At 48.1% G+C, this 12,478-nt stretch carries 11 protein-coding genes; 10 read left to right on the forward strand and 1 reads right to left on the reverse strand.

The window, feature by feature from the left end; translation table 11 throughout:
• Window positions 1-35 precede the first annotated feature (35 nt).
• The gene (locus P2H89_RS14950; protein WP_275828151.1) at window positions 36-746 is read left to right on the forward strand and encodes a hypothetical protein; all 711 of its coding nucleotides are present in this window, start codon (window positions 36-38) and stop codon (window positions 744-746) included.
• Window positions 747-784: 38 nt separating this feature from the next.
• Here P2H89_RS14950 and P2H89_RS14955 read toward each other — a convergent pair whose 3' ends face one another.
• Window positions 785-2,209 (reverse strand): glycosyltransferase N-terminal domain-containing protein, encoded by a 1,425-nt coding sequence (locus tag P2H89_RS14955; RefSeq protein WP_275828153.1) that lies wholly within the window; start codon window positions 2,207-2,209, stop codon window positions 785-787.
• A gap of 636 nt (window positions 2,210-2,845) precedes the next feature.
• Here P2H89_RS14955 and P2H89_RS14960 point away from each other — a divergent pair.
• The 9 genes from P2H89_RS14960 (at window position 2,846) to P2H89_RS15000 (ending at window position 12,476) form a co-directional block, all read left to right on the forward strand.
• The gene (locus P2H89_RS14960) at window positions 2,846-3,982 is read left to right on the forward strand and encodes a DegT/DnrJ/EryC1/StrS family aminotransferase (RefSeq protein ID WP_275828155.1); all 1,137 of its coding nucleotides are present in this window, start codon (window positions 2,846-2,848) and stop codon (window positions 3,980-3,982) included.
• 50 nt (window positions 3,983-4,032) lie between these two features.
• Window positions 4,033-5,355, forward strand: a complete 1,323-nt coding sequence (locus tag P2H89_RS14965) for a UDP-glucose/GDP-mannose dehydrogenase family protein (RefSeq protein ID WP_275828157.1) — start codon at window positions 4,033-4,035, stop codon at window positions 5,353-5,355.
• Window positions 5,356-5,387: 32 nt separating this feature from the next.
• Window positions 5,388-6,368 carry a UDP-glucuronic acid decarboxylase family protein gene (locus P2H89_RS14970; RefSeq protein ID WP_275828159.1) on the forward strand — a complete coding sequence of 327 codons (981 nt, stop codon included), beginning with the start codon at window positions 5,388-5,390 and terminating at the stop codon, window positions 6,366-6,368.
• A gap of 98 nt (window positions 6,369-6,466) precedes the next feature.
• A complete protein-coding gene (locus tag P2H89_RS14975; RefSeq protein ID WP_275828161.1) occupies window positions 6,467-7,747 on the forward strand; it encodes a nucleotide sugar dehydrogenase in 1,281 nt (426 codons plus the stop codon).
• Window positions 7,747-8,811 (forward strand): dTDP-glucose 4,6-dehydratase, encoded by a 1,065-nt coding sequence (gene rfbB, locus P2H89_RS14980; protein WP_275828163.1) that lies wholly within the window; start codon window positions 7,747-7,749, stop codon window positions 8,809-8,811. The genes P2H89_RS14975 and rfbB overlap by 1 nt, the downstream gene beginning before the upstream one ends.
• Window positions 8,812-8,822: 11 nt before the next feature.
• A complete protein-coding gene (gene rfbC, locus P2H89_RS14985; protein WP_275828165.1) occupies window positions 8,823-9,404 on the forward strand; it encodes a dTDP-4-dehydrorhamnose 3,5-epimerase in 582 nt (193 codons plus the stop codon).
• Window positions 9,391-10,260, forward strand: a complete 870-nt coding sequence (rfbD, locus tag P2H89_RS14990) for a dTDP-4-dehydrorhamnose reductase (RefSeq protein ID WP_275828167.1) — start codon at window positions 9,391-9,393, stop codon at window positions 10,258-10,260. The genes rfbC and rfbD overlap by 14 nt, the downstream gene beginning before the upstream one ends.
• A gap of 65 nt (window positions 10,261-10,325) precedes the next feature.
• Window positions 10,326-11,534 carry a glycosyltransferase gene (locus tag P2H89_RS14995; RefSeq protein WP_275828169.1) on the forward strand — a complete coding sequence of 403 codons (1,209 nt, stop codon included), beginning with the start codon at window positions 10,326-10,328 and terminating at the stop codon, window positions 11,532-11,534.
• Between the two features lie 6 nt (window positions 11,535-11,540).
• Complete coding sequence (locus P2H89_RS15000) at window positions 11,541-12,476, forward strand: hypothetical protein (RefSeq protein WP_275828171.1); 936 nt, start codon at window positions 11,541-11,543, stop codon at window positions 12,474-12,476.
• Window positions 12,477-12,478 lie beyond the last annotated feature (2 nt).

The following is a 12,478-nucleotide window of genomic DNA, read 5'->3' on the forward strand; positions in this document are numbered from 1 at the left end:
AATATCTAACCCATAAAGTACCCAGTCAATCTATTATGGAGCGATTAAAACAATTAATCGGCAAATTAAATGAACAATTCGAACAAAATGCCGATAATAAACAACTATTAGTGACCACTCAACTCATTGAGGCGGAGCTAATGCGGTTGTCCAATGCCTCCCGTGTGGCGCAGGGAACCTCCAAAGTAGCAGTAGTCATGCCTGCAGCGAGAACCGTGTACAGCACAGCGGTAGCAGAAGCGCCGGTCATAGTCGAAAAAGAACCTGAAATGGTAGCCTTACCGGCTGAAGTACAGGAGGAAAAACCTGTTAAGAACGGTAATGGCACACATGCCCCCGCAGCTGCTTCCCAAAATGGTTTCCAATACAACCCGCTTACAGAAATACCTACCCTGGCCCATCAATCCTCGGCCAAGGAGCTCAACGAAATGATGGCAACGGCCCAGGCTTCTCTTAATGATAAGTTAAAAGAAGAGCGCGTGGAAATTGGTCACCGGCTCACCGATACCCCCGTGCGCGACCTCAAAAAAGCGATAGGGATCAACGATCGTTTTGTATTCATCAGTGAGTTGTTCCGGGGCGATGAGGTAATGTACGAGCGCAGCATCAAAACGATCAACGGCTTCCGCATCTATCCCGAAGCGCAGTATTGGATAGAAAGAGAGCTGAAGATCAAACTCGGTTGGGACGACTCCAAAGACACTACCCGCCATTTTTACCAGTTGGTGAGAAGGCGCTTCTCCTGATCAAATCTTGAATTATACGCCACCCGTGCGGGCAGTTATCAATGGCTGCCCAATAATTGATTGTCCGCTATGTATTGTAGTACAGCTTTCGTAGCACCCGCTTTGGCGTGGACATAATCGCCTGCCTGCCGGCAGGCTTCTTCATAGACTGCCTTGTCGGTCAGCAACTGGTCGATCTCCTTCTCCAGTTCCAGGGCGGTTTTGATGGGAAATCCACCTCCCTGCTCTACCAGTTCCTTAGCCTCCACATATTTCTCATATACCGGTCCGAAGATGACCGGCTTGTGGTATACGGCTGCCTCCAGTACGTTGTGCACACCATCTCCGCCGAATCCACCGCCTACATAGGTAATGGTAGCGTATTTATACAGCCTCGATAGCATGCCGATATTATCGATGATCAGCGTATTGGTAACCTGCTGTTCGCGGCTCACCGTACCTGGCACCCGTTTCTGCAGCACCGAATACCGGATGGTATGTTTGAACAACTTTTCAATTTCCTTCAGGTGGCTTTCATTCACTTCATGCGGCGCAATGATGAAACGCATGTCCGGATGCGTATTGGCATAGTGATCGAGCTCCTCTTCATCTTCGGGCCAGGTACTGCCGGCCACGATGGTGATGTGATTGCCCACCCAGGCCTCCACTACAGGAATAGGTGTGAACTTATGCACGATATCTGCCACACGGTCAAAACGGGTATCGCCATTCACTGTAACCTTCGATTTGAAGCCAATGCCTTCCAGCAATTCTTTCGAGCCGGGTGTTTGTACGAACAGGTGGCTGAAGCACTCGAGCATGTATTGATGCAGCCTGCCATACCATTTGAAGAAAGGCTGGTCGGGCCTGAAGATACCGGATACCAGGAGCGTAGGAATATTGCGCTTTTTCAAGGTAGTGAGGTAATGGTACCAATATTCATACTTCACCCATATCACCAGGTCGGGTTGTACGATATCGATAAACTTCTTTGCATTCTTTTTTGAATCCATCGGGAGATAAAACACATAATCGGCGCCGCTGTAGTCTTTCCGTATTTCATAACCCGAGGGAGAGAAGAAAGTAAGGAGTATGCGGCAGTCAGGGTGTTTTTCCTTCAGGGCTTCGATAACCGGTCGGCCCTGTTCAAACTCACCCAGCGAGGCACAATGCATCCAGATCATTGGCGAACTTCCCACGGTACCGGTACCCGGTTTTGCGCCGGCCATGCGGGTTGCCTCTCCGGATCCTGCCAGGGCAGTATCCCCATTGGCCGGACCGTTTTTGCCTTCCCTATTGGTAACAGAGCGGCCAGCTCCGCCGGCTACTTCTACCTGCGCGGAGGCGCCCAGCCGGGTTGTGAGTTGCTCAAACAAGTCTTTCCGACCGGAGATCCAGGTGCGTGCCTTGGGGTTCCAAAGCGCAGCCAGGCGTATACCCAATAAGTACAGGCGACAAAATATAGTATAGAAAAAAAGGTGCACGGGTTAATAGATTATTGGCAAAAGTCGGAAAATCTGTGGCAAGTTTTAGCTTCTCCGCCCTGAAAGATTGATCATCAGCTTTTTAATTTCCTGAAAGGCAAACTGGAATCAGCTGGCCAACGGCCTCCAAGGGGGGATCCTGCAGCCGGAAGGGCAAAGAGTGCAGGACAATATAAAATGATAACATATCATTAAACCATTGATAAATAATAGATAACCCGTAGATAAGCCGTATTATATAAAGGCGGTTTATCTACGGCTCAACTACAGTTTATATACAGGTTATATACGGCTTATCCTATAAAATCGAGTCTGGTTGGCATCCTGTTCAGGCGAACAAAGGTGCCTGGCTGAGGCGTTGGAGAGCCACCAGGCAACCGTCATTGCACGGTTGTAGATATTTTAAGAAGAATTAATGTGATGGGTAAAGCGGCAGCGGGAGTTTGGAACAGGAGCGGGGAGGTCTATATTGCTGGGGAATGGGTAAAATCGATGCTTTTTGGGATAATACTATGCGTAAGGCTGCGTTTTTTGCCCGAAATATTACAGATTTCAATGTGATACTTACGTAACCCCCATTGCACAAACCAGTTTTTTGTGGTAGGTTTGTGGCCGTTTTAAAAGAAAACGTTGAGTATGCGGCCGATACAAATGGTGGATTTGAAGAAGCAATATGCAAAGATCAAGAATGATGTGGATGCAGGGATTCAGGAGGTGCTTGATAGTGCAGGATTTATTAATGGAAAAGCTGTAACCGATTTTACCACCGCCTTAACGAACTACCTCGGGGTGAAGCATGTGATACAATGTGCCAATGGTACCGATGCACTGCAGATAGCGATGATGGCGCTTAACCTGCAACCCGGAGATGAAGTAATAACCCCCTCGTTTACCTATATAGCGACAGTAGAGGTAGTTGCCCTGCTGAAGTTGACCCCGGTTTTTGTAGAGGTGGATCCCAAAACTTTCTGCATCGATCCAGCTGCCATAGAAAAGGCCATTACACCCAAAACAAAAGCGATTGTTCCTGTACACCTGTATGGCCAAAGTGCCGATATGGAGGCCATCATGGACATTGCGCGTCGTCATAACCTGTACGTGATCGAAGATACAGCGCAGGCCATCGGAGGCTCTGTAAAGTTCAGTGACGGCAGCGTTAAAAAGTCGGGTACGATCGGTACTATAGGCGCCACATCGTTCTTTCCATCCAAAAACCTTGGATGTTATGGCGATGGCGGGGCAATATTCACCAACGATGACGCGTTAGCCAGCCAGATGAAAATGATCGCTAACCACGGTCAAAGTAAAAGGTATTACCACGACGTGGTTGGTTGCAACAGTCGTCTTGATTCAATGCAGGCTGCTGTATTGAATGTAAAATTACCATACCTGGACAGCTATATCGCTGCACGTCAGGCCGCGGCTGATTATTATGATAAGGCGTTCGCCAATCATCCAAAGATCACCACTCCTGCCCGGGCATCTTATTGCGACCATGTGTTTCATCAGTACACACTTTTGCTTGAAGGCGTGAACAGGGATGGATTGCATCAATTCCTCGCAGAAAAGGGTATTCCTTCAATGATTTATTATCCAGTGCCAGCTCATCGTCAACAGATGTTTGAGGCTTTTGGCGGATCTTCCTTTGTCCTGGAAACAACCGATTGGTTGACTGAAAGAGTGATCTCGTTGCCCATGCATACGGAGCTTGACGAAGAACAACTCAATTTCATAACCAGCACTGTACTGGATTATATAACTAAACATTCATAAACCTTAGCCTTTAGAAAGGCTTTGTTGAACCCTAACTAAATAATTTCAATATGAAAATTGCTGTAGTTGGCACCGGTTACGTTGGACTGGTAACCGGAACCTGTTTTGCTGAAACAGGAAATGACGTCACATGTGTTGACATTGACAAATCGAAAGTAGACAAGCTTTCGAACGGCCAGATCACGATCTATGAGCCGGGTCTTGAAAAACTTTTCCTGCGCAATTTGAAAGAAGAACGTTTAAGGTTCACCACCAGCCTGGAAGATGGAATTAAGGATGCTGCGATCATCTTCCTGGCGCTGCCAACGCCTCCCGGCGAAGATGGCTCTGCCGATCTGAAGTATATCCTCGGTGTTGCCGATCACCTCGGCAAGATCCTCAAAGACTATAAAGTAATCGTTGATAAGAGCACCGTACCCGTAGGTACTGCCGAAAAGGTGCATGCTGCTGTAGCAAAGAACTTCAAGGGTGAATTCGATGTGGTTTCCAACCCCGAGTTCCTGCGTGAAGGTGTGGCTGTAGATGACTTCATGAAGCCCGACCGCGTGGTGATCGGCGCTTCTTCCGAAAGAGCCAGGAAAGTAATGGGCGAACTGTATGCACCATTCGTGCGTTCGGGCAACCCGGTTATCAATATGGATGTTCGCTCTGCCGAGCTTACAAAATATGCTGCCAACTCATTCCTCGCCACCAAGATCTCTTTCATGAATGAGATCGCTCAATTGTGCGAGCGCCTCGGTGCCGACGTTGACATGGTTCGCCGCGGTGTGGGCAGCGACGAGCGTATCGGCAAGCGCTTCCTGTTCCCCGGTATCGGTTATGGCGGCAGCTGCTTCCCCAAAGACGTACAAGCGCTGGTAAAATCATCTACCGAAGTGGACTACGACTTTCAGATCCTGAACGCTGTAATGGATGTAAACGAGAAGCAAAAGCTTCATTTGATGCCGAAGATCAGCAAATATTTCAAGGGCGACCTGAAAGGCAAGAAATTTGCATTGTGGGGGTTGGCCTTCAAGCCCAACACCGACGATATTCGCGAAGCGCCGGCCTTATATATGATCGATGAGCTGACTGCTGCGGGCGCTACGCTCATCGTATTCGATCCCGAAGCCATGGCCAATGTAAAAGGCGTAATCGGCGATAAGGTAGAGTATGCCGAGAATCAGTACGATGCACTGGAAGGTGCTGATGCGCTGATCATTGCCACCGAGTGGAATGAGTTCCGCACGCCCAACTTCCTGAAGATGGTGACTGCGCTGAAAAACAAAGTAATATTCGACGGCCGTAACCTGTTTGAAGGTGCTGCAGTGAAGGAATTAGGTTTCTATTATGAAAGTATCGGAAGGGCGACTGCCATTCCCGGACAAAAATAAATTCCAGCATCGCTCCATTCAATTAACATAACATGGCAAGAAAGAGAGTACTTATTACCGGGGCTGCCGGATTTCTGGGTTCACATTTAAGTGACCGTTTTATTAAAGAAGGTTTTCATGTAATTGGCATGGATAACCTCATTACCGGCGACTTGAAAAATATCGAACACCTGTTCAAACTCGAGCAGTTCGAATTCTATAATCACGACGTTTCTACTTTTATTCACGTACCGGGCAACCTGGATTACGTGCTGCACTTTGCATCACCGGCCAGTCCGATCGACTACCTGAAGATCCCGATCCAAACCCTGAAGGTGGGCTCTCTGGGTACCCACAATTGTTTGGGATTGGCAAGGGCAAAGGGTGCCAGGATATTGGTAGCCTCCACATCCGAGATCTATGGCGATCCGATGGTACACCCTCAAAATGAAGAATATTGGGGCAATGTGAACCCGGTTGGTCCACGTGGTGTGTACGACGAAGCCAAGCGCTTCCAGGAGGCCATGACCATGGCTTACCATACCTTCCACGGATTGGAAACCCGTATTGTTCGTATCTTCAATACATACGGACCAAGAATGCGTCTCAATGACGGCCGTGCCTTACCTGCCTTTATCGGACAGGCGCTGCGCGGAGAAGACCTCACCGTATTCGGCGATGGATCTCAAACAAGAAGTTTCTGCTATGTTGATGACCTGGTGGATGGTATTTACCGCTTGCTGATGAGCGACTACCACCTGCCTGTTAACGTAGGCAACCCGGATGAGATCACCCTGAAGGAGTTTGCTGAAGAGATCATCGCATTAACCGGCACTAAACAAGAGATTGTTTACAAACCACTGCCGGTAGACGACCCCAAACAACGTAAACCTGATATAACCCGGGCCAGGGAAATCCTTGGTTGGGAACCCAAAGTAAGCCGAAAGGAAGGTTTGAAAGTAACGTATGAATACTTCAAAGCCCTTAAGCCGGAAGAGTGGTTCAAACAGCCCAAGGAGTTTGTAAGCCATTAAAAGCAAAACAGGATCCGTAAGGGTCCCCCAAATACAATATCTTATTAAGACCTGCCAGGTGTAGCCACCTGTCAGGTTTTTATCTTCAATAATACCACATGTATCAGGAGCTAGTTGATCAGAAAGCCCGGATTGCCGTTATTGGTTTAGGTTATGTAGGTCTGCCCATCGCATTGGAATTTGCCCGGAAAGTACCCGTGATCGGTTTCGATATCAACGCAAAACGTGTCGAAATGATGCAGCAGGGCATCGATCCCAGTAAAGAGTTGACGACGGAGGCTTTTCAAGGAACGAATATCGTTTTCACCAATAGCCTGGATGTTTTAAAGCAGGCAAGCTTTTTCATCATTGCGGTACCTACTCCGGTCGACAAGTACAATGTTCCGGACCTGAAACCACTTTTGAGTGCATCGGAAACTGTGGGTAAAGTATTGAAGCAAGGAGACTATGTTGTATACGAATCGACTACCTATCCCGGTTGCACTGAAGAGGATTGCTTACCGGTTTTGGAAAAGGTCTCCGGATTGAAGATGGGCCCGGATTTCAAATTGGGCTATTCGCCCGAGCGCATTAATCCAGGCGATAAGAAACATACCCTGCGATCCGTGATCAAAGTGGTGTCGGGTAGCGATGCCGATGCACTTGAACAGGTTGCTAAAGTATACGAGCTGGTGGTGGATGCTGGTGTACACCGGGCTTCATCGATCAAAGTGGCCGAAGCTTCGAAGATTGTTGAAAATACACAGCGCGACCTGAACATTGCGCTCATGAATGAGCTCTCTCTGATCTTTGACCGCATGGGCGTTAATACTTTTGAGGTGATCGAAGCAGCCGGTACCAAATGGAACTTTCTCAAGTTTCAGCCGGGCCTGGTGGGCGGACATTGTATTGGCGTTGACCCTTATTACCTTACCTATAAGGCAGCATCATTGGGATATGAATCGAAGGTGATTGCAGCCAGCCGGTATATCAACGATGATATGGCCAAATATGTGGCACGCAAGATCATCACCCATGTACTGCGTAATTCGAATGACCCAAAGGTGTTGGTGAAAGGCGTAACGTTCAAAGAAAACGTAAGCGATATCCGCAATTCTAAGATCGTTGATACGGTAAAAGAATTGCTGGCTTTCAATATACACGTCGATGTGGAAGATCCATATGCTGAGAATGAAGAAGTGCACGAGGAATATGGGTTGCATCTCGTTAAACAACCGGCCACAGATTATGATGCCGTTATTGTTACGGTACCCCATCAACCTTACACGAAGCTGGTCGATGCCGATTTCGCGGCCATTACCCGCGAGCACGCATTGATCGCCGACCTTAAAGGAATTTTTAAGCAAACTATCACCAGCCGTAAATACTGGAGTTTATAATGCCCAACTACACTAAAACCATCATGATCACGGGAGGAGCCGGTTTTATCGGTTCTCATGTTGTACGTTTATTTGTCAACAAATATCCCGATTACCGTATCGTGAACCTCGACGCGCTTACCTATGCAGGCAACCTGGAGAACCTGGAAGATGTAAAGGATAAGCCTAATTATGTTTTTGAGATAGGTGATATTACCGATGAGGCGAGGATCACCGGTTTGTTTGAGCAATATCAGTTCGACGGTATTATCCATCTTGCTGCCGAAAGTCATGTGGACCGCTCTATTTCCAATCCGCTGGCCTTTGTGCGTACCAATGTTTTGGGTACCGTGACCCTGCTCAACATTGCCCGTCAGTTCTGGAAAGCCGACCTGGGCAGTAAACTTTTTTACCATGTATCGACCGACGAGGTATATGGTTCTTTGGGCGAAACAGGTTTCTTCACTGAAGAGACTGCTTACGATCCGCGTTCTCCCTATTCAGCTTCCAAAGCGGCTTCCGACCATTTTGTCATGGCTTACAGCCATACTTATGGTTTGCCGGTGATCATGAGCAATTGTTCAAATAATTATGGCTCGCATCACTTTCCCGAGAAGCTGATCCCGCTCATGATCAACAACATCAAGAACAACAAGCCACTGCCTGTATACGGAAAGGGTGATAACGTGCGCGATTGGTTGTATGTGGAAGATCATGCCCGGGCAATCGACACTATTTACCATAAAGGCAAAGCCGGTGAAAAATACAATATCGGCGGCTTCAATGAATGGAAGAATATCGACCTGGTACACCTGTTGTGCAATATCATGGATAAAAAGCTGGGGCGTGCAGCCGGTGAATCGGCGAAGCTGATCACTTATGTTACCGACAGGCCTGGCCATGATATGCGCTATGCCATCGATGCCACTAAATTGAATAAGGAACTGGGTTGGTCACCATCGCTTCAATTCGAAGAGGGGCTGGAGAAAACGGTCGACTGGTATCTGCAACATCAGGACTGGGTAAAGCACGTAACATCAGGCGACTATCAGCATTATTATAACGAGCAATACGCTAAACGATAACATTAATCCTCATGCCTTTTAACGAAACCGGATTTCCTGGCTTGTTTGTATTTGAGCCTATCGTCTTTGAAGATAGCCGGGGTTATTTCTATGAATCCTACAATGAGCAAACCTATCATAAACACGGTATCAATACCAGGTTTGTGCAGGATAATCAATCGTCTTCTTCCTTTGGCGTGATCAGGGGATTGCACTACCAGCTGCAGCCATATGCCCAGACGAAGTTGGTGCGGGTGTTGAGTGGCTCCATCCTCGACGTGGCAGTTGACATTCGCAAAGGTTCGCCCACTTATGGCGAGGTATATGCTGTTGAACTGTCGGCTGCCAATAAAAAGCAATTATACATTCCGGCAGGGTTCGCCCATGGGTTCTCTGTATTGAGCGAACGCGCGGAAGTGTTTTATAAATGCGATGCCTTTTACAATAAAGAAAGTGAAGGCGGCATCCTGTACAACGATCCTGCCTTGAACATCGACTGGAAAGTGCCGGTGGATAAGGCGATCGTATCCGAGAAGGATATCAAGCTGCCGGTGCTGGCCGATTGTAAGAACAATTTTGTATTTCAAGGTAACCATGCATATGGCAAAGCCTAAGATATTAGTTACGGGCGCAAATGGTCAGGTGGGCATGTCGCTCCGTGATCTGGCAGCTGCACATCCTGCTTACGACTTCGTATTCGTTTCAAAAGATGAATTACCGATCCATCGTTTTGAACTGGTAGCTCAGTATTTTGAAGTGGTAAAGCCTGCTTATTGCATCAATGCAGCAGCTTATACCGCTGTAGACAAAGCTGAAACCGACAAGGAAAATGCATTCCTCGTGAATGGTGATGCGGTAGGCGTACTCGCTTCCGCCTGTTACAAATATGGCACCCGGTTCATTCATATTTCAACCGACTATGTGTTCGACGGCAATTCGCCGGAACCTTATAAAGAAACCACACGCACCAATCCCGTGAATGCCTATGGCATATCAAAATTGCGTGGGGAAGCGCTCTGTCTTTTGCACAATCCCGATGCAGTGATCATCCGTACCGCCTGGGTATATTCCGAACACGGGAACAATTTTGTAAAGACGATGTTGCGCCTCATGAAAGATCGCCCAGCGATCAATGTGGTCAGTGACCAGGTGGGCGCACCCACCTATGCCGCCGACCTGGCGCAGGCAATGCTGGAGATCGTGGTTAAAGATGCGGGCGGCCAATGGGCGCCTGGTATTTATCACTACAGCAATACAGGCCGCATCAGCTGGTTCGATTTTGCGGTGGCCATCAAGGAGCTGTCCGGCAGCGCTTGTGCTGTGAACCCAATCCCGTCCAGTCAATATCCTACACCTGCCAAAAGGCCTTCGTTTTCTTTGTTGGATACGAATAAGATACAGTCGACCTATCAGTTATCGATTCCTGCCTGGAAGGATAGCCTGGTACAGTGTCTGCAGCGGCTCCCGTAGTATACCATACTACCTGCTGTTCGCCATTGTGCTGCGACTCACTAAACCTTTAAGGAACCTAATACATGAACAGACATTGCGACATTATCTGCTTTTCCCTGTCGAGATGGGATTCTGCAATCTCCTCACCCGCACTGGCGCTGGCTATCGAGTTTGCCAGGAACAACCGGGTATTTTTTGTGGAGCATCCCTTTTCGTGGAAAGACTATGCGGGTATGCGCAATGATGCGCAGGTAATAAAAAGAAAGAAAGCGCTCCTGCAGGGAAAAGATATTTACGCCAATCCACCATCGCTGCCTGCTAATTTAACGGTGGTTACGCCGAAGCTAACGATCCCTGTTAACTTTTTATCGCCGGGCGGTGCTTACAATGCACTATCGAAGATCAATGATAAGATCGTATTGAAGGCGATCCGCCAGGTGATCAGAGATTACCAGGTGAAAGATTTTATTTATCTCAACTTCTTTGATCCCTACTTCGTGCGCAGCCTGCCTGCCGATATCAAACCGTTGTACACGATCTACCAATCAATGGACGATATTACACAGGTGGCCTATTCCAATCGTCATGGCAGCAGGCTGGAGGCAGAGATCGTGCGCAATTTCGATTTTACGCTGTGTACGTCCAAGGAGCTCACCCGGCTTATGAGCGTCCATTCGCCCCGGTCATACTTCCATCCCAATGCAGCCGATATCGATATCTTCAAAAGAGCTGCCGTAGAAGTGTTGCCCAGGCCAGTTGAGTTGCAGGGAATTGACAAACCTATAATCGGGTATACCGGCAGCATCGAGTACCGCTCGGATTTCGAATTGCTCAAGAAGATTGCTGAATACCATAACGACAAAATACTCTTTTTGGTTGGCCCCATACAGGGCGATGAACATAAAGCAGTGGGGCTCGACAAAATGCCCAATGTGATCTTTGCCGGACCGCGGAAGATCACTGAACTGCCCAACTACCTGCAATTTTTCGATTGTGTGATCATCCCCTTTAAGAAGAACACGCTTACCAAAAGCATTTACCCGCTCAAGATCAATGAATACCTCGCGGCAGGCAAGCCGGTGATCGCCACGCATTTCTCAGAAGACATATATACATTCCGGGATGTAGCCTACGTGGTGGACAGTCATGAGGAATTTCTGCAAACCATCGATCGTTCCATTGCCGAGAACAACGAGGCCCGCAAGCAGGCGCGTATGCAGGTGGCATCGACCAATACCTGGACGGCCCGCGTAGAGCAGTTCTGGCAGATACTGGAACGTGGAAAAAATTAAGCGATCATGAAAAAGCACGTATGGGCGGTTTTCTTGCTGACTGCCTGGTCATGCGTTCGGGCCCAAGGGAAGGACAGTATTTTTTCCTGCAGGGTAGGGGCTGATGTTACGGTAACGATCGACCTGCCAGCTAACATGAATGCCCATACACCTGCTATTTTGGTATTCTTCGCATTGCCCAACGGAAATTCAACCGCCCAGACCATGGGCAAAAAAATAAACTCCGGCGACGACTGGCACTACGATATTCAGCATATCCGGGCGCAAACCAGGTTTCTTCGCAGCCGCCGGCCATTCCAAAATCTGATAGTAGCTTACCTGGAAAATGATTTCAAAAGCTGGCCACTGTGGAAATCGAAGCAACCAGGTTATCAACGGTTAGTTCAACACATTGCAGACACCGTTAGAGCCCTGGTGCCTGCCGTACAAAACGTATACTTCAATGGTCACAGCGGTGGTGGCAGGTTCATTTTTAGTTTTCTCGATGGTGTAGACAGCATACCTGCCTATGTGCAGCGCATCAGCTTTCTCGATAGTATTTATGGTTATGATTCAACCTATACCCGAAAGCTGGTAACCTGGTTAGAAGGAAATCCCAAGGCTAGCCTGAATGTTTTTGCTTATAATGACAGCGTTGCGCTGTACCAGGGTAAACCAGTGGTATCGGCTACAGGCGGCACCTGGTACCGAAGTCACCTGATGCTGCGCGACCTGTCGGCGGTCTTTAATTTCCGGGAAACGCGCCACGACAGTATGATCGTTTACAAAAGCAGCGACGGCCGGATACAATTCTGGCTTAAGACCAATCCCGACAGGAAGATCTTCCATACCCAGCAGGTGGAATTGAATGGCTTTATTCATTCAATATTGTGTGGCACCCGTTTCGACGAACGGCGTTACCGCTATTATGCAAAAAGAGCCTATTCGCATTTTGTCGAATAAGC

It is taken from the genome of Paraflavitalea sp. CAU 1676, from assembly GCF_029223285.1.
Classification (GTDB): Bacteria; Bacteroidota; Bacteroidia; order Chitinophagales; family Chitinophagaceae; genus Paraflavitalea.